This window comes from Mesorhizobium sp. P3_A10 (genome assembly GCF_056403175.1).
Window position 1 is genome coordinate 641,274 of record NZ_JBFUFZ010000003.1, and the last position, 19,943, is coordinate 661,216.

At 62.8% G+C, this 19,943-nt stretch carries 19 protein-coding genes; 8 read left to right on the forward strand and 11 right to left on the reverse strand.

Going from position 1 to position 19,943, the window contains the following annotated elements:
- Window positions 1–28 precede the first annotated feature (28 nt).
- Window positions 29–397 carry a DUF423 domain-containing protein gene (locus tag AC1DXU_RS16180; protein ID WP_477370095.1) on the forward strand — a complete coding sequence of 123 codons (369 nt, stop codon included), beginning with the start codon at window positions 29–31 and terminating at the stop codon, window positions 395–397.
- A gap of 20 nt (window positions 398–417) precedes the next feature.
- Here the strand turns inward: AC1DXU_RS16180 and AC1DXU_RS16185 are convergent, their stop codons facing one another.
- Both AC1DXU_RS16185 and AC1DXU_RS16190 read right to left on the reverse strand, forming a co-directional pair.
- Window positions 418–567: a hypothetical protein gene (locus tag AC1DXU_RS16185; RefSeq protein WP_477370098.1), complete on the reverse strand. Its 150-nt coding sequence runs from the start codon at window positions 565–567 to the stop codon at window positions 418–420.
- Window positions 568–629: 62 nt separating this feature from the next.
- Complete coding sequence (locus AC1DXU_RS16190) at window positions 630–773, reverse strand: hypothetical protein (protein WP_477370101.1); 144 nt, start codon at window positions 771–773, stop codon at window positions 630–632.
- Between the two features lie 164 nt (window positions 774–937).
- Between AC1DXU_RS16190 and AC1DXU_RS16195 the strand changes: the two genes are divergently transcribed.
- Entirely contained in the window at window positions 938–2,017 is a 1,080-nt protein-coding gene (locus AC1DXU_RS16195; RefSeq protein ID WP_477370104.1) for a LacI family DNA-binding transcriptional regulator, read from the forward strand.
- 7 nt (window positions 2,018–2,024) lie between these two features.
- On the opposite strand, the gene AC1DXU_RS16200 is transcribed toward AC1DXU_RS16195, so the two are convergent.
- On the reverse strand, window positions 2,025–3,203 hold the full coding sequence (locus AC1DXU_RS16200) for an OpgC family protein (protein ID WP_477370107.1): 1,179 nt from the start codon (window positions 3,201–3,203) through the stop codon (window positions 2,025–2,027).
- Window positions 3,204–3,405: 202 nt separating this feature from the next.
- On the opposite strand from AC1DXU_RS16200, the gene AC1DXU_RS16205 reads away from it, so the two are divergent.
- The gene (locus tag AC1DXU_RS16205; protein ID WP_477370110.1) at window positions 3,406–4,077 is read left to right on the forward strand and encodes an alpha/beta hydrolase; all 672 of its coding nucleotides are present in this window, start codon (window positions 3,406–3,408) and stop codon (window positions 4,075–4,077) included.
- A gap of 130 nt (window positions 4,078–4,207) precedes the next feature.
- Here AC1DXU_RS16205 and AC1DXU_RS16210 read toward each other — a convergent pair whose 3' ends face one another.
- The 4 genes from AC1DXU_RS16210 to sthA form a co-directional block, all read right to left on the reverse strand.
- Window positions 4,208–4,408: a hypothetical protein gene (locus tag AC1DXU_RS16210; RefSeq protein WP_477370113.1), complete on the reverse strand. Its 201-nt coding sequence runs from the start codon at window positions 4,406–4,408 to the stop codon at window positions 4,208–4,210.
- A 141-nt stretch (window positions 4,409–4,549) separates the two neighbouring features.
- Entirely contained in the window at window positions 4,550–5,554 is a 1,005-nt protein-coding gene (locus AC1DXU_RS16215) for an inorganic phosphate transporter (RefSeq protein WP_477370116.1), read from the reverse strand.
- A gap of 3 nt (window positions 5,555–5,557) precedes the next feature.
- Entirely contained in the window at window positions 5,558–6,199 is a 642-nt protein-coding gene (locus tag AC1DXU_RS16220) for a DUF47 family protein (protein ID WP_477370378.1), read from the reverse strand.
- Window positions 6,200–6,439: 240 nt separating this feature from the next.
- Entirely contained in the window at window positions 6,440–7,828 is a 1,389-nt protein-coding gene (sthA, locus tag AC1DXU_RS16225; RefSeq protein WP_477370119.1) for a Si-specific NAD(P)(+) transhydrogenase, read from the reverse strand.
- Window positions 7,829–8,046: 218 nt separating this feature from the next.
- Between sthA and AC1DXU_RS16230 the strand changes: the two genes are divergently transcribed.
- The 3 genes from AC1DXU_RS16230 (at window position 8,047) to AC1DXU_RS16240 (ending at window position 10,449) form a co-directional block, all read left to right on the forward strand.
- Complete coding sequence (locus AC1DXU_RS16230) at window positions 8,047–8,517, forward strand: RDD family protein (protein WP_477317197.1); 471 nt, start codon at window positions 8,047–8,049, stop codon at window positions 8,515–8,517.
- 139 nt (window positions 8,518–8,656) lie between these two features.
- Entirely contained in the window at window positions 8,657–9,421 is a 765-nt protein-coding gene (locus AC1DXU_RS16235) for an arginyltransferase (RefSeq protein WP_107647332.1), read from the forward strand.
- Between the two features lie 131 nt (window positions 9,422–9,552).
- On the forward strand, window positions 9,553–10,449 hold the full coding sequence (locus tag AC1DXU_RS16240; protein WP_477370121.1) for a DMT family transporter: 897 nt from the start codon (window positions 9,553–9,555) through the stop codon (window positions 10,447–10,449).
- Here the strand turns inward: AC1DXU_RS16240 and AC1DXU_RS16245 are convergent.
- Window positions 10,437–11,645, reverse strand: a complete 1,209-nt coding sequence (locus AC1DXU_RS16245; protein WP_477370124.1) for an AI-2E family transporter — start codon at window positions 11,643–11,645, stop codon at window positions 10,437–10,439. The genes AC1DXU_RS16240 and AC1DXU_RS16245 overlap by 13 nt on opposite strands.
- 281 nt (window positions 11,646–11,926) lie before the next feature.
- Window positions 11,927–14,179: a DNA topoisomerase IV subunit A gene (parC, locus tag AC1DXU_RS16250; protein WP_477370127.1), complete on the reverse strand. Its 2,253-nt coding sequence runs from the start codon at window positions 14,177–14,179 to the stop codon at window positions 11,927–11,929.
- A 440-nt stretch (window positions 14,180–14,619) separates the two neighbouring features.
- Here parC and AC1DXU_RS16255 point away from each other — a divergent pair, with 440 nt between their 5' ends.
- Window positions 14,620–15,807, forward strand: coding sequence for a hypothetical protein (locus AC1DXU_RS16255; RefSeq protein ID WP_477370130.1), 1,188 nt, complete (start codon window positions 14,620–14,622; stop codon window positions 15,805–15,807).
- 103 nt (window positions 15,808–15,910) lie between these two features.
- On the opposite strand, the gene aspS is transcribed toward AC1DXU_RS16255, so the two are convergent.
- On the reverse strand, window positions 15,911–17,701 hold the full coding sequence (aspS, locus tag AC1DXU_RS16260) for an aspartate--tRNA ligase (RefSeq protein WP_477370381.1): 1,791 nt from the start codon (window positions 17,699–17,701) through the stop codon (window positions 15,911–15,913).
- 119 nt (window positions 17,702–17,820) lie between these two features.
- The gene (locus AC1DXU_RS16265; protein ID WP_477370134.1) at window positions 17,821–18,579 is read right to left on the reverse strand and encodes a DeoR/GlpR family DNA-binding transcription regulator; all 759 of its coding nucleotides are present in this window, start codon (window positions 18,577–18,579) and stop codon (window positions 17,821–17,823) included.
- Between the two features lie 74 nt (window positions 18,580–18,653).
- Between AC1DXU_RS16265 and AC1DXU_RS16270 the strand changes: the two genes are divergently transcribed.
- A complete protein-coding gene (locus tag AC1DXU_RS16270; protein WP_477370137.1) occupies window positions 18,654–19,910 on the forward strand; it encodes an MFS transporter in 1,257 nt (418 codons plus the stop codon).
- The last annotated feature ends 33 nt before the right edge of the window (window positions 19,911–19,943 follow it).

The following is a 19,943-nucleotide window of genomic DNA, read 5'->3' on the forward strand; positions in this document are numbered from 1 at the left end:
ATTTCATTGAGATCACGGAGACATTGATATGGCCGAGCAACTTGCGGGCAACAGCGGTCGTATCCTTGTTTTTGCCGGCGGCCTCATCGGCGCGGCGGGCGTGGCGTTGTCCGCCGCGGCGGCGCATCTGGGCGGCGCATTTGTAAGCACGGCAGCATCCTTCCTGATCATGCACGCGCCGGTGTTTCTCGCCGTCGGCCTTTTGGGCGCAAACCGGATGCTGCGATGCGGAGGCTTCATCCTTCTCGCCGGGCTGCTGCTGTTCTGCGGCGATCTCCTCGCCCGAGACTTCCTTGGCTCAAGGCTGTTTCCGATGTCGGCGCCGATCGGCGGCACCTTGCTCATCGCCGGCTGGCTGGTGATTGCCGGTTCGGCGCTGGTGCGACAGCGTTCCTGACGCCCGCCAGCCGGCAAGGCTCAGTCCTGCCGGCGTTCAAGCCCGACCAGCAGCTTCCAATTGCGCGTGACCGGCTTGGCCAAACGCTGCCGCTCGGGCCTTTCGGTGGCCAGCGGGATTCCCCAATAGTGGCGAAAGATGTCTTCGAACACTTGGTTGACGGGATGCATGGCTTGGCCTCCTCAAAAAATTGAATCGATCCAATCGACTGGCAAAAAAGATGCCTTGCCGATCAGCTCCGCTTACGCCCCGCCAGAAGGTGCGGATCACGCTTCCACGGCCCGGTCCTGACACGGCGCTTCTCAGTTGCGGCCACCGGGACGATACCCCAGTCGTTGCCGTAGATGTCTTCGAACAGATAGTTGACGGGATGCATGGCACCCTCCTCTTCACGGGATCCAGCCACAATTGGCATGACACTTGGATCGATTCAAAGATAGATCTTGCCGGGCCGATGTCAAGCAAAAATTTGAATCGATCCAACGAAAGTGCTAGAAGCGCTCAGCGAACGTGCTAGATGGGAGCTGGAGGCAAGCAACAATGGCGTTACGCGGCGAAGGCACCACAAGACCCATCCGACTGGCAGACATCGCCAAGGCCGCCGGGGTTTCGCACGGCACCGCCTCCAACGTCTTCAGCCGTCCCGAGATCGTGCGCGAGGAAGTGCGCGAGCGGGTCAAGGCGGCGGCGGAGGCGATGGGCTATGCCGGGCCTGACCCCAAGGGCCGCCTGTTGCGCGCCGGCAAGGTCAACGCGATCGGCGTCGCCACCAGCCAGCCCCTCGCCTATTTCTTCGACGATCCCTATGCCCGCGCCATCATGGCCAGCATTTCCACGGCATGCGACGCCACCGGCGCCGGCATAGCACTTGTGTCGGCCGGCAATGAGGAAAAGCTTGCCTGGAACATCCAGAGCGCGCTGGTCGACGGCTTCATCCTGTTTTGCATCGAGGGCGGCTCGCGCCTTGTCGAGCTGACACGCGAGCGCAAGCTGCCTTTCGTGGCACTCGAGCTCGGCTTCGAGGACAAAACGGTTTCGGCGATCGGCGTCGACAATGCCGCCGGCGCCCGCATGGCGGCACGCCATCTCGCCGAGCTTGGCCATCGCCGCTTTGCTGTGCTGTCGCTGCAGTTCGCCGACGGCAGCACCGGCCTTGTTTCGCCAGGCCAAGTTGCGGCGGCGGTCTACACCGGCACGCGTGACCGCCTGGCCGGCTATTTCGAGGTGCTCTCCCGCTTCGGCGTCGACACCGCCAAGGTGCCGGTCTACGAGACCGAAAACGACGAAGCCAGCACGAGAGCGGGTCTCGAAACCATCTTCGCCGGCAGCGAAAAGCCCACCGCCATCCTGGCGATGTCGGACCGGATGGCCATGATCGCCATCGACTGGTTGGCTGCGCGCGGTATAGCGGTGCCGGGCGATGTCTCCATCGTCGGCTTCGACGGCGTGCCTGGCGCAGCTCTTTGCGATCCTGCGCTGACCACGGTCGCCCAGCCGATTGCCGAGATCGGCCGGCGGGCAGCACGCGCGATCCTTGATTTCGACGGCAAGGTGCTGCGCGAAACGCTGGACGTCGAACTGATCGTCCGGGCTTCGGCCGGGCCGCCCAAAAAAGCCTGAGCCCGGTCTATCGGTTGGCGCCTGCCGCGGCCGGCTGCGCGCTGAAGGAGGCTCGCCCGGAGGCTGCTTCGCTGCGCGTCGGCCGCTTGCCGGATGCACCGACGCTCGAAAACCATTCGAGATAGAAGGCGAGCGCGAACTGCATGGCGATGCCGGCAGCGATCAGCAGACTGTCATAGGCAAGGCCGCCCGGATTGATCAGCTTCAGCACCTGCGCCGCCATGGCGAGCACCGTGCCGGCGATGAAAACCGGCAGCGAGCGCTTGCCGAGTATCGCCAGCGGATGATCGCGGGAGGTGCGGAACAGGTTCGAGACGGCCGGCAAGGCGACGATCAAATAGCTGACCGCCAGGATGTGCAGCAGCCGCGGCAGCGACAGGAACGTCTTGTCGAAGCCGGTCAGCACCACCGGCAGATCCAGCCACGACACGTGACCCCAGAGCGGGCTGTGCACCCAGACAAGCGCGCCCGCGACATAGGTCGCCGCCGCGCCGACCAGCCAACGATTGACCGGAATGGTGCCGCCGCGCCTGACATGCAGCGCGCCGGCCAGGCCGATATTGAACAGGAACTGCCACGATAGCGGATTGAGAAACCAGAAGCCCGGCTCGGGATAATTGGGCGGGGCGATCTGGTAGATCCCGGCCACCAGCCACAGCGCTCCGGACACGGCGAGCGCCAGCAGTGGCCGGTAGCTGACGAACAGCAGGAAGGCCGGCGCCACCAGCAGCAGCGCCGCATAAACCGGCAGGATGTTGTTGTAGCCGAGCTGATGACCAAGCGTGACGATGCCGATCAGCACCTCCGGGGTGTTTTTCATCAGCGGCTCGATGTTGATCAGTTTCAGCATCTCCGGTCGCTGGGCGAACACCGCCGCGGCGCAGAACATGGCCATCACCGCCATCGTGGTGACGATGTGGGCGGCATAGAGCACACCCGCCCGCCGCCACATCTTTAGTGTCGCGAGTAGCCGGCCTCCCGGCTGGAACCTGCCGCCGTAGGCGAGCGCGACGGACATGCCGGAGATCAGCACGAAGGCCTCCGCCGCGTCCGAAAAACCGAAATTCTTGTATGTCAGGGTTTCAAAAGCGGTGCCCGGCACGTGGTCGATGAATATTGTGATCAGCGCGAGTGCGCGAAACACATCGATACGCGTGTCGCGTTCGGACGAAACTGGCATGGACATCGACAAAAGGCCTCAAAGCTGGTCGTTCATTGGGGCAATGCGACCCCCGACGCACCGCTTCGATTCCTCCCGTGAGAGAGTGTATCGGCGCAGAAACGGACTGAAGTTAGCCTGGTTCAATCAACTTTCACGGAGCATGAAAATATTCCGTTTTGAAGCCGGCAAATGAACAATAGCGACGTAAAATCAAAAGGATGTGATCGTGACTGAAGAGGCCGCCGTAGACGGACTTCTGAGGCGTGACCTGAACTTTCCCTACCGCCTCTACACGCCTGCCGATGCAACCGGCGATGTGCTTTTTCTGCTGCACGGATCCGGCGTCGACGAGACCACCCTGGTTCCGCTGGCGAGGCAGATCGCACCACGCACGGTGCTGGTGGCGGTGCGTGGCCGCATCCCCCAGGAGGACGGGTTCCGCTGGTTTGCCCGCATCACGCCGACGCGATTCGAGCAGGACAGCATCCGCGCCGAGGCGGACGCCTTTGCTGATTTCATTGCCGAGGTCGCCAAGCGCCAAAACCTCGATCTCTCCCGTTCGACATTTCTGGGTTATTCGAACGGCGCCAATCTGGTCTCCAGCGTCATGCTGCTGCATCCGGGCATGATCGAACGGGCAGCGCTGTTGCGCGCCATGCCGGTGTTGGACAACGTGCCGCCGGCCGATCTGTCGAAGGCGCGCGTGCTGATCATCGCCGGCAGCGCCGACCTGACCTACGCGCCCTTCGCGCCGGCGCTGGTGACGCTGCTCAGTCAGCACGGCGCCGCGGTCGATGCGCGCATTGTTGCTTCGGGCCACGAGTTTGGCGACCCGGACGCTGCAATTGTGCGGCAGTGGCTGGCGGGCGAAACGGCTGGAGAATGCACAAGACGCTGAAAATGACGCTGCCAATGGCCGCCGGCGTGTCCAAGACGCTCTGTCGATGGAAGACCTTTGCGAGAAGATGGACGCGGTTGCGCCGAAGCCGGGCAAGCGCGGTCCATACAAGAAGAAGATTGCGTAGAGGCTATCTGCCCTTCACGCCGTCCTTGCCGACGATTGTGAGCTTCGGTGCGTGGGCTTCCCGGATGATCTTGGCGGCTTCGTCTCTAGTGATGCCGACCTTGCGGGCATAGTAGGCAGCTTCCGCTTCAAGTGCGCCTTCTAGTGGCGCTTCAATCGCCTGATTTGCTTTCCGTTTCGCCTTCTTCCCCATGATGCGAATCATAGCACATTGCCGGGGTTGGCTGAATACTCATGCCTAAGGCTGCTTAAACTGAGACACTACCGCCAAAGGGCATACCTTGAAGCGGCGGCGAGATCGGCTACGCCATGCTGGTCAAGATATACGGCACGCGCCCGCTCCGCGTCAGCCGCCGAGGCGCGTGACAAAATAGGTGAGGGCCGAAATGGCGGCCGTCGCCGGCAAAGTGACGATCCAGGCGATGACGATGTTGCCGGCGATGCCCCAGCGCACGGCCGAGACGCGGCGGGCCGCGCCGACGCCGATGATGGCGCCGGTGATGGTATGCGTAGTCGACACTGGAACGCCAAGCCAGGTGGCGGCGAACAAGGTGATGGCGCCGCCGGTCTCGGCGCAGAAGCCCTGCATCGGGTTGAGCCGGGTGATCTTCGACCCCATGGTGTGAACGATGCGCCAGCCGCCGAACAAGGTGCCCAGCGCCAGTGCAGACTGGCAGGTGAGGACGACCCAGAGCGGCACATAGAATTTCTCGCCAAGCATACCTTGCGAATAGAGCAGCACAGCGATGATGCCCATGGTTTTCTGCGCATCGTTGCCGCCGTGTCCCAGCGAATAGAGCGAAGCGGAAAAGAACTGCAGGACGCGGAATGTGCTGTCGACGGCGAACGGCGTCTGGCGCAGGAACAGCCAGGAAACAACAAGGATCAGGACAAGCGCCAGAACAAATCCGGTCGCCGGTGACAGGACGATCGCGGCGACCGTCTTGCCGAGCCCCGTCCAGACGATGGCGCCGACGCCCGCCTTGGCAACGCCGGCGCCGACCAGCCCGCCGATCAGCGCATGCGAGCTGCTGGACGGGATGCCGGCAATCCAAGTGACGATGTTCCAGACAATGGCGCCGACAAGGGCTGAAAAGATCACCGCCGGCGTGACGATGCTGACGTCGACGATGCCCTTTCCCACCGTCTCGGCGACATGGAGGCCGAAGAACATGAAGGCGATGAAATTGAAGAAAGCCGCCCACAGAACCGCATATTGCGGCCTCAGAACGCGGGTGGAGACGATGGTGGCGATGGAATTGGCGGCATCGTGCAGGCCGTTGAGAAAATCGAAGAACAGCGCCACGGCGACAAGGCCGATCAGCACGGGAAAGGCAATGGTGGCTTCCATCACCTAAACATTCTCGATGACGATGCCGCTGATCTCGTTCGCGACGTCCTCGAAGCGGTCGACCACCTTTTCCAGCTGGCCATAAATCTCCGAGCCGATCAGGTAGGCCATCGCGTCGCTGCGGCCATGTCGCTTGAATAGATCCTTCAGCCCTTGCTCGTGCAGATCGTCGGCGCGGCTTTCGACGCGCATGACCTCTTCCGCGATGGCGTTGAGGCGCACGGAGTGCGTGCCGACTTTGCTCAGCAACGGGATTGCTTCGGCGACCAGCTTGGCGGCAGCGACGATGACGCCGCCCATTTCCTGCATCAGCGGGTCGAATTCCTTCTTTTCGAACAGCTTCACCGTCTTGACGGTCTTATGCATCATGTCGATGGCATCATCCATCGACTGGATCAGATCCTTGATATCGCCGCGATCGAAAGGCGTGATGAAGGAGCGCCGCACTGCCAGCAGGACTTCGGCGGTGATGTGATCGGCCTCATCCTCGAGATCGATGATCTTCTGACACCAGCGATCGATGTCCTTGCCCTGCAAAAGCTGCTCCAGCGCCTCGGCGCCGCCGACCACGGTGCGGGAATGCCGCTCGAACAGGTCGAAGAAGCGATCTTCGCGCGGTAGCAGCTTGCGGAACCAGCCCAGCATGTCGACCTCCCGTCGCGCTTCCACGACCCTGTCCATTCACATAGCGCCCCAGCGAGCCACTGGAAACAGTAAGCCGGCTGAAAGATGTGGATGCGGAAGACGCGGCTTGAGACGCATATCTGCGATGAAGATCTCGGGCGTGCCGCCGGCGGAAATCGAGCCGGTGCTGCCGATGCCTTCGGCCGACGTCATGCTGGCGCTGCTCGCCCAGATGGAAGGCTGAGCAGATTACCCGTCCAGCTACCCTCGCCCCATCCGGTTCCAGGCATCGAGCCCGGCGATCTTGTAGGCCTCGGCGAGCGTGGGATAGTTGAAGGTGTTGTTGACGAAGAAATCGACGGTGCCACTGAGATTGATCACCGCCTGGCCGATGTGAATGAGTTCCGTGGCGCCCTCGCCGACAATGTGCGCGCCGAGCAGGCGGCGGGTTTCGATCGAGAACAGCAGCTTCAGGAAGCCGGTGTTGACGCCCATGATGTGGCCGCGCGAGGTCTCGCGGAAGCGCGCCACGCCGACCTCATAGGCAGCACCGCTCTCGCGCACCTGCTCCTCCGACTGGCCGACGGTGGAGATTTCCGGCACGGCGTAGATGCCATAGGGAAAGGTTTCCGGCGGCGGCGGCAAGGGCACGCCAAAAGCATGGCAGGCGGCCACCCTGCCCTGCTCCATCGAGGTGGAAGCGAGGCTCGGAAAGCCGATGACGTCGCCGGCGGCATAGATGTTGGGTGCACTCGTCTGGAAGGTCTGCGGGTCGACCTTGATGCGGCCCCTGGAGTCGGCGTCAATGCCGACCACGTCGAGGCCCAGGGTTCCGACATTGCCGGTGCGACCGGCGGCGTAGAGCACGACATCCGAACGGATGGTGCGGCCGTCGGCGAGTTCCACTTCGGCCGCCTCCGGCTTGGAGCGGATCTCTTTCACCGCGCTGCCCAGCCGGATCGTCATGCCGCGATCACGCATCTGGTGGATGAAATCGTCGACGATCTCGCGGTCGACGAAATCGAGGATGGTGTTGCGCGGCTCGACCAGCGTCACCGGTACGTCGAGGGCCGAAAAGATCGTCGCATATTCGACGCCGATGACACCGCCGCCGATCACCGTCAGCGTGCGCGGCAACTGGCCGAGTTCCAGCATCTCGTCGCTGTCGAAGACGCGGGTCTTGTCGAAGGGAACGTCGCGCGGCCGATGTGGCCTTGTGCCGACCGCGATCAGCGCATGCGCGAAACCGACTTCGCTGTAGTCGCCGGTGTCGGTGGTCAGGCTGACCTTGTTGGGACCGAGGAACTTTACCGCGGCGCGCGCGCTCTTGACCGTGTTGCGCATGAACTGGTGCTGCAGGACCTCGACCTCGTGGTCGAGCGTCTTGTGCAGGCGTTCGACCAGATCGCCAACAGAAATGTCCTGCTTGACCCGGTAGCCGCGTCCGTAAAAGCCACGCTCGCGCCAGCCGGAAAGATTGAGCACCGTCTCGCGCAACGTTTTTGACGGAATGGTGCCGGTATGCACGGACACGCCGCCGAGGCGCCGCCCCCTGTCGACCACCAGCACCGATTTGCCGAGCTTGGCCGACTGCACCGCGGCGCGGCGCCCGGAAGGGCCGCTGCCGATGACCAGCATGTCATAATCCATATTGCCCCGTCCCTCGCCCCTGGCGCCTGACAGCCTTTGTTGCGCCGCAGCAAGCTAACGCCATCCGTGCGGTGAATTCAACCGATTCGCACCGCGCCGGCGCAGCTTCGTCCATCGATGCGGATGAAAGGCCCTATCTTGATTATGCGGCAGGCCTTCACCATTTCATCACCAGCCAGGTCCGCACCCTATTGCGGCCCCGATTACGAGGATATGACATGAACGCGCGCGTACTTGACGGCGAAATCATCACCAGCAGGCTCGAGGATGTCCGCGCCTATGAGGGTGTGCGCTCGCGGCGCATCTTTGCCTTCATCATCGACTATTGCATCGTCGCGCTGCTGACCATTCCGTTCGCGATCCTGGTGTTCCTGCTCGGTCTGTTGACGCTCGGCCTCGGCTGGATGCTGTTTTCCGTCCTCGTGCCGGCTGTCGCCATCCTCTACATCTGGAACACGCTGGGCAGCATCGACCAGGCCACGACGGGTATGAAGATGATGGGCATCCGGCTTGACCGCCTTGACGGCACCCGCATCGACGGGCTTACCGCCGTGGTGCATTCGGTGCTGTTTTGGGCCGGCAACGTCATCCTGACGCCGCTGGTGCTTCTGGTGACCCTGTTTTCCGATCGCAAGCGCACGCTGCACGATCTGCTGCTCGGCACGGTGGTCAGCCGCAGCGACCGTTGAAACGGCTTTTTGCGAGTCCCGGGAGCCGCTTTTGCATAAATGTGAAGGCGTCCGGTCAACCAAGCGTCTATAATCCTGTTGAATTTTTCGCCGTCCGCGCCAAAGGTAGGACGATTCGCAGGAGTGTTTCCAAGACTCGATGACGCAGCATCCGACCCAGTCGCCGCAGTTCTTCCTGACCGCGCCGTCGCCGTGCCCGTATCTTGAGGGCCAGTTCGAGCGCAAGGTGTTCACGCATCTGGTCGGCGACAAGGCGCCGGAGATGAACGACCTTCTGACGCAAGGCGGCTTCCGGCGTTCGCAGAACATCGCCTACCGGCCGGCCTGCGAGACCTGCCGCGCCTGCGTCTCAGTGCGCATCCTGGCTCAGGAATTCACCGCCAGCCGCAACATGAAGCGGGTGATCCAGCACAATTCCGATCTCGTCGGCGCCATGCATGACGCGCAACCGTCGACCGAGCAGTACTCGCTGTTCCGCTCCTATCTCGATGCCCGCCACCGCCGTGGCGGCATGTCCGACATGACGGTGCTCGACTACGCCATGATGGTCGAGGACACCCATGTCGACACCAAGGTCATCGAATATCGCCGACGCGGCCCCGACACCTTCATCACCGGCAAGGGCCAGGGCGAGTTGATCGCCGTGGCGCTGACCGACAAGATGGCCGACGGCCTGTCGATGGTCTATTCCTACTTCAATCCCGACTTCGAGGACCGTTCGCTCGGCACCTTCATGATCCTCGACCACATCGCCCGCGCCAGAGCCATGGGCCTGCCCCATGTCTATCTCGGCTACTGGGTCAACGGCTCGCGCAAGATGAACTATAAGATGCGCTTCATGCCGCAGGAGCATCTCGGCCCGAAAGGCTGGGAGCGCTACGACCACGAAGCGGTTTCGCGCTGATTTTTTCTTTCGCTGTTCATCCTTAGACTGTTTCAAGGGGGATGCCGCTGGTCTTCCGCTCGATCGGCTGGAAAGACAGGCGCCGGGCCTGAGTCTACGGCCGCCTCAAATTCATTGCGAGAACTGCCCGCATGTCGGCCCACCACGACCACCAGAAAGGCCTTCTCATCACCGCCATAGGCGGGCTGGCGCTGACCTTCGACATTCCGCTGATCCGGCTCGCCGACGGCGGCGCCTGGACGATCCTGTTGCTGCGCACCGGCACCACTTTCCTCGCAGCGCTGGTGATCTGGGCCGTCTGGCGCTCGTTGAGCAAGGACGCGCCGCAGCTCATCCCCGGCTGGTCTGGGCTGATTGTCGCCGCGCTCTACGGGCTGGGCTCGATCTGCTTCGTCACCGGCGTCTTCAACACCTCGACCGCCAACCTTGTCTTCATCCTGGCCTTCACCACCATGTTTTCAGCCCTGCTGTCATGGCTATTCCTGAAGGAGAGACCGCGGCCGATCACGCTCGCCGCACTCGCTTTGATGATCGTCGGCGTCGCCATCATCGTCGGCGATTCGATCGGCACCGGGCATCTGTTCGGCGACCTGATGGCGCTGTGCGCGGCGTTCATGATCGCCGCCGCCATCACCATCTCACGCGCCAGCGGCAAGGACATGGGTTTTACCGCGCTGATCGGCGTCATCCTGCCCTGTGCGGTCGCCGCGTTCATGGTCTCGAGAACCGGCTTTCAGGTGAACGCGCCGTGGTGGATCATCTTCAACGGCGCCGTCATCATGCCGATTTCGTTCTTCTGCCTCGCCAACGGCCCGAAATACATTTCCGGCCCGGAAGTGGCGATGTTCTATCTGCTCGAAACCGTGCTGGCGCCGGTCTGGGTGTGGGCGATCTTTGCCGAAACGCCATCGCGCAACAGCCTGATCGGCGGTGCGATCCTGATCGTCACGCTGGTCGCCCATTCGCTGTGGCAATTGCACGAGGGGCGCAAGCGCCGCGCCACGCTGGCCGTCAGTCACCCGGCCTGAGTTTTCTTCTCGGCGACAATTTCGATCTGCGGTGGGCCACCCGCCAGTTCCTCGGGCGCCGCGGCGGCAAGTTCGTCCACCAATTCCACCTCGCGCAACCATTCGCGCCAGATGGCGACCAGCAGCGCCATCAGCACCGGGCCGATGAACAGGCCGAGAAAGCCCATCGTCTTGACGCCGCCGATCAGGCCGAAAAAGGTCGGCAGGAAGGGCAGCTTGATCGGCCCGCCGACCAGCTTCGGACGCAATGTCTTGTCGACGATGAACAGTTCGACCGCGCCCCATAGGAACAGCGCCAGCCCGGACATTGGCGAACCGCTGGCGGCGAGGTAGATCGACACCAGGGTAAACGACAGCGGCGCACCGCCAGGGATCAGCGCCATGACGCCGGTCAGTGCGCCGAGCGTCACCGGCGACGGCACGCCGGCCAGCCAATAGGCGATGCCCAGCACCAGCCCCTCGCCGATGGCGATGACGGTCATGCCGGTCACGGTCGAGGAGATCGTTGCCGGCACCACGCGAGAAATCCGCTCCCACCGCGTCGGCAAGATGCGTTCGCCGAGGCGGTCGACCTGGCCGGCGAAATGCTCGCCGTCGCGATAGGCGAAGAACAGCGCGATCATCATGAACAGCAGCGTCAGCAGCAGGCCGAAGGCGCTGCCGCCGGCGGCCAGCACGCCGCGATAGATGCTGCCGATGTTGGCGCCGCTGACCAGCTGGATCAGTTCGCCGATGCCACCGGGATGACCGATATTGGTCGTCCACTGATCGTTCAGCCACTCACCCACCGCCGGCAGCGTCGCGATCCAGTGCGGCGTCACCGCGCCGTGCCGGTTGGTCTCGATCGCCCAGCCGACCCATTCGCGCACCTCGTTGATGGCATAGGTGCCGGCGAGCGCGATGGGCACCACCAAGAAAGTGAGGATGAACAGGATCGCCAAGGTGGCGGCGATGGTGCGGTTGCCGCCGACGCCGGCGAGCAGCCGCCGGTAGAGCGGCCAGCTGGCGAAGGCGATGACGAGAGCAGCCAATACCGGGAACAGGAAGCCATGGAAGAAGTAGACGCCGGCGGCAACGATCAGCACCAGCAACCAGCGCGCCGCCGACAGCGGCGGAATGACGGCGGACCTCACCGGCGTCGACAGGCCGAACAGGCGCTGATGGCGTTCCGGTTTCTGGATTCTTGCTTCCTTCAAACGCCCATCTCTCCCCGACCCATCCAGCGTTTATGCACTGTTATAGTGCCGCAATCGTGACGATAGTCCAAACGGTGGTGGTGAAGCTGCCAATCTCCCCTCTCGTGGGGGAGATGTCCGGCAGGACAGAGGGGGGCGCGAAGGATCGCAAACTTTCGGTTGAACTGCGACGACCCAAAAATGGACAAGTGCGCGATGGTTGATTGGTCGATACGTCGGCAGGGCAGCGCCCCCCTCTGGCCTGCCGGCTATCTCCCCCACTTGGGGGGAGATCAGCAGCTTCATCCAAATTTCCCCGTCCTCGGGAATCCCTTCGGCACCATCCGCCCCGCCGACGCGCGGGCGCCGATCCATTCGGCGAGTTCGTCGCGTGACTTGATGAAGGTGCGGTCGGCGGAATCCTGCCAGGACAGGCCGGCCTCCAGCGTGAAGGTCTTCAGGTCGAGCACGCCGCCATCCTTGTACTTTTGCAGGCGAACACCCTTGCCGCGGCCCATTTCCGGAATCTCGGAGAGCGCGAAGACCAGCATCTTGCGGTTCTCGCCGACGATGGCGAGATGATCGCCGGTCACCGGCACGCAGCGCTTGGCCTCATCGGGCGTCTTGACGTTCATCACCTGCTTGCCCTTGCGGGTGTTGGCGACGACCTCTTCTTCCGGCACGACAAAGCCGTTGGCGTCGTGTGACACCAGGAGCAATTTGCGCTTCGGATCATGGATAAAGGCGGTGACGATGTCCTGGTCGTTGTCCATATCGACGATGATACGGATCGGCTCGCCATGGCCGCGACCGCCCGGCAGCCGGTCGGCGCCGATGGTGTAGAACTTGCCGCCGGTGGTAAACACCAGCACCTTGTCCGTGGTCTGGGCATGGAAGGCGAGCTTGAGGCTGTCGCCTTCCTTGAAGGCCAAGGTGGAATAATCGGTCAGGTGACCTTTCATTGCCCGGAGCCAACCCTTTTCCGAGACCACCACGGTGACCGGCTCGCGCTCGATCATGGCATGCGCAATGTCGGTCAGGTCGTGTTCGGGCGCATCGGCGAACTGGGTGCGGCGCTTGCCGAGCTCGGTCTCCGGTCCGAATTTATCGCGGATGCTGGTGACTTCCCACTTGATCGTCGACCACTGCTTGGCGTCGGAGGCGAGCAGCGCCTCGATCTGCTTCTTCTCGGTGGAGAGGCCGTCGAATTCCTTGCGGATCTCGAATTCTTCCAGCTTGCGCAAGGCGCGCAGCCGCATGTTGAGGATAGCTTCGGCCTGGGTGTCGGTGAGCGACCAGCGCGCCATCATCACTTGCTTGGGCTCGTCCTCCTCGCGGATGATCCTGATCACCTCGTCGATGTTGAGGTAGGCGATCAGATAGCCGCCGAGGATTTCCAGGCGTCGTTCGATCTCGCCGAGGCGATGCTTCGAGCGGCGGACCAGCACCTCGCGGCGATGCTCCAGCCATTCCCTGAGCACGCCCTTCAGCGACAGGACGTTGGGCACCTTGCCGCGCGACAGCACGTTCATGTTGAGCGGGAAGCGGCTTTCAAGCTCGGTCAGCTTGAACAGCGATTCCATCAATATGCCGGGATCGACCGAGCGGCTCTTCGGCACCAGCACGACGCGGATGTCTTCAGCACTCTCGTCGCGGATGTCTTCGAGCAGCGGCAGTTTGCGCGCTATCAACAGCTCGGCGATCTTCTCGATCAGCCTGGCCTTCTGCACGCCATAGGGGATTTCGGTGACGACGATGCTCCAGGTGCCCCTGCCCTGGTCCTCCTGGCTCCACTTCGACCTGACGCGAAAACCGCCGCGGCCGGTTTCATAGGCTTCGAGGATCGAGGCGCGGCTGTCGACGATGATGCCGCCGGTCGGAAAGTCCGGTCCCTGGACGAAATCCATCAGCTTGGTCACCGGCGCATCGGGATGCTCGATCAGATGCAAGGCAGCGTCGCAGAGTTCGGCGGCGTTGTGCGGGGGGATCGACGTCGCCATGCCAACGGCAATGCCGGACGAGCCGTTGGCGAGCAGGTTCGGGAAGGCGCCCGGCAGGACGACCGGCTCCTCGTCCTCCTCATTGTAGGTGGCGCGGAAATCGACGGCATCCTCGGTGATGCCGGACAAAAGCTCGGTCGCCACATCGGTCATGCGCGCTTCGGTGTAGCGCATGGCGGCGGCGTTATCGCCGTCGATATTGCCGAAATTGCCCTGCCCGTCGACGAGCGGATAGCGCATCGAAAAATCCTGCGCCAGCCGCACCAGCGCGTCGTAGATCGACTGGTCGCCATGCGGGTGGAACTTGCCCATCACCTCGCCGACGATGCGGGCGCATTTGGCAAAGCCCTGGTCGGGATTGAGCCGCAGCAGCCGCATGGCATGCATGATGCGGCGATGCACCGGCTTCAGCCCGTCACGGACATCCGGCAGCGCGCGATGCATGATGGTCGACAGCGCATAGGCGAGATAGCGCTCTTCCAGCGCCTTCTTCAGATCGACCGGTTCAATGTGATCGCCGCCGCCATCTTGAGGCGGCAAAAGCCTTTTTCCCATGGGCTGGAACTAGCCGAGCGGGTGATTCGCGGCAAGGCGCCGGTGTGGGAATCCGCATGGGCGCGACCATGGACAGCCCATAAGGTCACATTCCGACAGCGACAGCACCGCCATTGACCACCCAGTGTGATGGATTTCACTGATTTGCCGGCGTAGGCACTCCAATTTGCCGACGATGTGCAACAGCATCGGAAGCGGTGCGGGCGCCGGCCAACATCAATCTGTTACACGCGCTGGCTAAGGCATGATGCGATGACGCGGAGCCCGATCTTCATGACAAATTCACCGCATCACGCAAAGGCTGAGGATCGGGTTTGCGTTTCGCCGTGATTTTCGGCCATTCTAATGGACAAATGCCTTTATCCGGTCCAGTTCGTCACGGAATGGTGACGGCGCAACGAATGAAACCATTCTTTCCAGGACATCTCAGGGGACTTGCAATGACAATCCAACGCTCATTTTACAAACTCGCTCTTTCGACCTTCCTGCTGACGCTGCCTCTGAACGCGGCCCTTGCACAGAACACGGCGGTCGCCGACCGGCTGAAAGCGTTGGCTGCCGCCCAGGGCGTCGACATCTCCTGGACCGGCGTGACCGGCGACGACTCCAATTTGGTGCTGCAAGGCGTGGCCTTCAAACCGGCGTCCGAGAAAGAGGCGCTGGCCATCGGCGACGTGAAGCTCGAAGGCGTGACCGAAGCCAATGGCGGTTATGACATCGCCACCCTTACCACCTCGCCTTTCACGCACAGCGAAGATGGCGTCGCCCTCAATCTCAGCCCCTTCGTCGTGCATGATCTGTCGATTCCGGCCGACGGCGCCACCGGCCCGCTGGGTTCGCTGATGATGTACAAATCGGCCGAACTTGCCAACATGACGGTGAAAGTCGCTGACAAGACCGCCTTCTCGATGGACGGGCTCGCCATCGAAATGACCCCACCGGCCGACGGCAAGGCGATGGAATTTTCCATGACTACGGAAAAATTCAACGGCGACCTCTCCCTCGTCGACGATGCCCAGTCCAAGGCAGCGATCGAAGCGCTGGGCTACCAGAATATTTCAGGCAATATCGAAATGGCCGGTACCTGGCAGCCTGCGGACGGCAAGATGGAACTGTCGAAATCCGACATCTCCGTCGACAATGCCGGCACGTTCGGCTTCACCTTCGATCTCGGCGGCTACACGCTCGATTTCGTCAAGTCGATGCAGGAAATGCAGAAGAAGATGGCGGCACAGCCCGAAGGCGCCGACAATTCGGCGCAAGGCATGGCCATGCTCGGCCTGTTGCAGCAGCTTTCGTTCAACAGCACATCGATCCGCTTCGACGACGATTCGCTGACCGGCAAGCTGTTGGATTATTTCGGCAAGCAGCAAGGCATGTCCGGCAAGGACATCGCCAACCAGGCCAAGGCGATCGTGCCCTTCGGCATGGCGCAGCTCAACAATCCCGAGCTGACGGCTGAGGTGTCGGCCGCCGTGAACAAATATCTCGACGATCCGCAGAGCATCGAGATTTCGGCCGAGCCGCCGGCATCGGTGCCGTTCGCGCTGATCATGGCGGGCGCCATGTCCAACCCGTACGACCTGCCGAAGACGCTCGGCGTCCACGTCAAGGCGAACGAAGACTGATAGACGCGCGCTTTCAAATACAAAAAGCCCGGCAGCGATGCCGGGCTTTTTTGTGGATCGAATACTGCTTTTGCGAATCAATAGAATCGCTTGCGCGAGGTATTTAAACCTCTTTCTTTGCCACCGAGACGCGCAGCGACAAGTCGCGAAGCTGCTGCGGGCTCGCTTCCGAGGGCGCGTTCATCAGCAAATCGTAAGCCTGCTGGTTCATCGGGAACATAGTGATTTCGCGCAGGTTCTTGGCCCCGACCAGCAGCATGACGACGCGGTCGACACCCGCAGCCATGCCGCCATGCGGCGGCGCGCCGTACTGGAAGGCGCGGTAGAGGCCGCCAAAACGCTCCTCGACCGTTGCGCGGTCCAGCCCGACCGTCTCGAACGCCTTGACCATGGTCTCTGGCAGATGGTTGCGAATACCGCCGGAGGCGATCTCGAAGCCGTTGCAGACCATGTCGTACTGGAATGCCTTGATGCCGAGCAGGTCGTCGCCATTGAGCGCGTCGATGCCGCCCTGCGGCATGGAGAACGGATTGTGGGCGAAATCGATCTTCTTCTCGTCCTCATTCCATTCGAAGAACGGGAATTCGACTATCCAGCACAGTTCAAAACGCTCGCGGTCGACAAGGTTCAGTTCCTCGCCGGCGCGCGTGCGCGCGGCACCGGCGAAGGACACGAACTTCTTCGGGTCGCCGGCGACGAAGAAGGCGGCGTCGCCGTCGGCCAGGCCGAGTTGGAGACGGATCGCTTCGGTGCGTTCCTCGCCGATGTTCTTGGCCAGCGGCCCGGCGCCTTCGAGCTTTTCGCCCTCCTTGCGCCAGAAGATGTAGCCAAGACCCGGCTGGCCCTCGCCTTGCGCCCACGAATTCATGCGGTCGCAGAAGGCGCGTGAACCACCGGTCTTGGCCGGAATGGCCCAGATCTCGGCCTTCGGGTCGTTGGCCAGGATGTTGGCGAACACCTTGAAGCCGGACTCGCGGAAATGATCGGAGACGGCCTGCATTTCGATCGGGTTGCGCAGGTCCGGCTTGTCGGAACCGTATTTGCGCATCGCCACGTCATAGGGAATGCGCTGGAAGTTCTGCGTCACCGGCTTGCCGTTGGCGAAGGTCTCGAAGACGCCGCGCATCACCGGTTCCATTGTCGACAGCACATCGTCCTGCTCGACGAAGCTCATCTCCAGATCGAGCTGGTAGAATTCGCCGGGCAGACGGTCGGCGCGCGGGTCCTCGTCGCGGAAACACGGCGCGATCTGGAAGTAGCGGTCGAAACCCGACACCATGATCAATTGCTTGTACTGCTGCGGCGCCTGCGGCAGCGCGTAGAAGGTGCCGGGATGGATGCGCGACGGCACCAGGAAGTCGCGCGCGCCTTCGGGCGAGGACGCGGTCAGGATCGGTGTCGAGAATTCGGTGAAGCCGACCTCGCCCATGCGCTTGCGCATCTCTGCGATGATCTTGGTGCGCGCCACGATGTTCTTGTGCAGCGTCTCGCGGCGCAGATCGAGGAAGCGATACTTCAGGCGAATGTCTTCCGGATAATCCGGTTCGCCGAACACCGGCAGCGGCAGTTCCTTGGCCGCCGACAGCACTTCGATCTCGCGGGCGAAAATCTCGATCTCACCGGTCGGCAAATTGGCATTGGTGGTCTCGGGCAAACGCGCCTTGACCTCGCCGTCGACGCGGATGACCCACTCGCCGCGCACGGTCTCGGCGATCTTGAAAGCCGGCGAATCCGGGTCGGCGACGATCTGGGTCAGGCCGTAATGGTCGCGCAGATCGATGAACAGCAGGCCGCCATGGTCGCGCACGCGATGCACCCAGCCCGACAGGCGAACGGAAGCGCCGACGTCGCTCTTTCGCAATTGGGCACAGGTATGGCTGCGGTAACGATGCATTGTCATAGGGATTAAGTCCGGATGCTGGGGTTGCGGGCCGACGGCCCGGCTCGAAATTTGCGCGAAAAGCGCATGAGAGGCCAGCTTTGTCAAGGCAAGCGGGCTGGGGCGCCGCCTGTTCAGGCGAAGTGGATTTCGGCGCCCTGCCGTTCGAAATCGGCGAGGATCGCGGCCGGCGCGGTCTTTTCGACCACCAGATGGCGGATCGCTTCGGGCCCAGTGACCCGGTAGGGTGCGGCGGTGGCCAGCTTGTCGTTGGTGACGGCGATGACGATGCCGGCGCTGTTCCTGGCCATGGCCCGCTTCACTTCGGCCTCCGCCGAATCGAAAGCCGTCACGCCGCGTGCGGCGTCGAGACCGCAGGAGCCGAGGAAAAACAGGTCGGCGCCAAGCTGCGCGATGGCGGCCAACGTATCGCCGCCGACGCAAGTTCCAAGCTCGCGGTCGAATCTGCCGCCCAGCACAATCAGTTCAACCAAGGGATGGTCGGAGAGAACCGAAGCGACACCAAGCGAATTGGTGGCTATGGTCAGTTCGAGGTCGCGCGGAATGGCCCTGGCGATCGCGGCGTTGGTGGTGCCGCCATCGATGAACAGGCTCTGCCCGCTGGAGAGCAGCGTCACCGCCGCGCTCGCCAACCGCATCTTCTCCTCGACCGCATGGCCACCGCGCAGGCCGACAGGCGCCGCGGCGAAGGGTGCCGGAGCGACCGCGCCGCCATAGACGCGGCGGCACTGCCCGGCCTTTGCCAGCTCCCTCAGGTCGCGGCGGACCGTATCCTCCGAAACGCCGAAGCGGGTTGCTAGCTCGCCGGCCAATACCCTGCCCTGCGCCGCAAGCCGGTCGCGGATAAGCTGATGCCGTTCATCGGTGAGCATTGCATGATCCTGTTTCTTTATACACGTTCTTGCATGTTTTGCATGTTTATGCAAGAAGCGAGGCGCGCCTGCGGTTGGACAAGCCAGCCGGCAGCCTCTCCTTCATTGAAAGCATCGCGATGATTTTTGGCCTCAGCCTCGCCCCCCAACACCGGGTCTATGCCGGGTTTGCGATCTATTCGTTTGGCATGGGCAACATTTTTCCGCGGCTGCCCGACATCAAGCACGCCATGGACATCCAGGATGGCACGCTGGGGCTCAGCCTGATCGGCACGCCGATCGGCACTTTGACCGCGCTGACGCTGGCGACGCCGATACTGGAGCGCATCGGCTTCCGCCGCGCGCTGCTAGGTCTGGTTCCGCTGCTGACGGTGGCCTACGCCATCGCGGTGCATGCGCCGGGGCCGGTCTCCCTGTTCCTCATGCTGTTCCCGGTCGGGCTGATGATCGGCAGCATCGAGATCATGCTCAATGTCGAGGCCGACAGAACCGAATTCCTGCTGAAGCGTCGGATCATGAACCGGGCGCATTCATTCTGGAGCATAGGCTTCTTCGGCGCCGGCCTGTTCGGCGCGGCGCTGGCGCATCTCGGCGTGTCGCCGCAATTGCACCTGGCGATGGTCGTGCCGATGGTGGCGATATCGATGGCGCTGTTTCTCGGTGGTTACCAGCCTGCGCCAAGCCGCTTTGCCTGCAATGGCGACAAGGCGCCGATGCTGGCGCGCCCGACATTGCCGATCCTCGTCCTCGTCGCGGTGACGCTGTCGGCGATGCTGCTGGAAGGCGCCAGCATGGACTGGTCGGCGATCTATATGCGCACCGTCTTCGAATCGGGCCCGTTCGTCGCCGGCTTCACAGTGGCGCTGTTTGCATTCTCGCAGGCGACCACGCGCTTCTTCGCCGACAGCTTCGTCGAACGTCACTCGCCAAGCGGCGTGGCGCGCGTGCTGTTGGCGAGCATGGCGGCGGGCGTATTGCTGGTCTTCCTGTCGCCTGCCCCGTTCCTGTCGATGCTGGGCTTTGCCCTTCTGGGCATCGGCAGCAGCGCGCTCTTCCCGCTGGCGATCTCCGCGGCCGCCCAAAGGACAGATCGCCCGGCGGCAATCAATGTCGCGGCGCTGTCGCAAATCTCCTTCGTCGCTTTCCTGCTCGGTCCGCCGCTGCTCGGCTTCGTCTCGGAGCATTGGGGCATCCGCTCGGCCTTTGCCATCGGCATCCCGTTCATCCTCCTCAGCCTGCTGACCGCCGGATCGCTTGGCCGACGGGCGCCGTCCGACAAGCCCGCAGCGAGCGAGGCGTCCGGCCCCGCCCGGCGGAAAATACCAGCGTAGGCCGGCGAGGTATGAACGGCTCTCGAGGGTAGA

Coding starts and splice junctions, on each gene's coding strand:
- sthA (WP_477370119.1), bottom strand. CDS start 7,828: ATGGATTATGACATGCTGGTCATCGGCAGCGGCCCTTCCGGGCGCCGC.
- AC1DXU_RS16210 (WP_477370113.1), bottom strand. CDS start 4,408: ATGATTCGCATCATGGGGAAGAAGGCGAAACGGAAAGCAAATCAGGCG.
- AC1DXU_RS16255 (WP_477370130.1), top strand. CDS start 14,620: ATGACAATCCAACGCTCATTTTACAAACTCGCTCTTTCGACCTTCCTG.
- aspS (WP_477370381.1), bottom strand. CDS start 17,701: ATGCATCGTTACCGCAGCCATACCTGTGCCCAATTGCGAAAGAGCGAC.
- AC1DXU_RS16265 (WP_477370134.1), bottom strand. CDS start 18,579: ATGCTCACCGATGAACGGCATCAGCTTATCCGCGACCGGCTTGCGGCG.
- AC1DXU_RS16200 (WP_477370107.1), bottom strand. CDS start 3,203: ATGTCCATGCCAGTTTCGTCCGAACGCGACACGCGTATCGATGTGTTT.
- parC (WP_477370127.1), bottom strand. CDS start 14,179: ATGGGAAAAAGGCTTTTGCCGCCTCAAGATGGCGGCGGCGATCACATT.
- AC1DXU_RS16185 (WP_477370098.1), bottom strand. CDS start 567: ATGCATCCCGTCAACCAAGTGTTCGAAGACATCTTTCGCCACTATTGG.
- AC1DXU_RS16215 (WP_477370116.1), bottom strand. CDS start 5,554: ATGGAAGCCACCATTGCCTTTCCCGTGCTGATCGGCCTTGTCGCCGTG.
- AC1DXU_RS16240 (WP_477370121.1), top strand. CDS start 9,553: ATGTCGGCCCACCACGACCACCAGAAAGGCCTTCTCATCACCGCCATA.
- AC1DXU_RS16220 (WP_477370378.1), bottom strand. CDS start 6,199: ATGCTGGGCTGGTTCCGCAAGCTGCTACCGCGCGAAGATCGCTTCTTC.
- AC1DXU_RS16235 (WP_107647332.1), top strand. CDS start 8,657: ATGACGCAGCATCCGACCCAGTCGCCGCAGTTCTTCCTGACCGCGCCG.
- AC1DXU_RS16230 (WP_477317197.1), top strand. CDS start 8,047: ATGAACGCGCGCGTACTTGACGGCGAAATCATCACCAGCAGGCTCGAG.
- AC1DXU_RS16180 (WP_477370095.1), top strand. CDS start 29: ATGGCCGAGCAACTTGCGGGCAACAGCGGTCGTATCCTTGTTTTTGCC.
- AC1DXU_RS16195 (WP_477370104.1), top strand. CDS start 938: ATGGCGTTACGCGGCGAAGGCACCACAAGACCCATCCGACTGGCAGAC.
- AC1DXU_RS16190 (WP_477370101.1), bottom strand. CDS start 773: ATGCATCCCGTCAACTATCTGTTCGAAGACATCTACGGCAACGACTGG.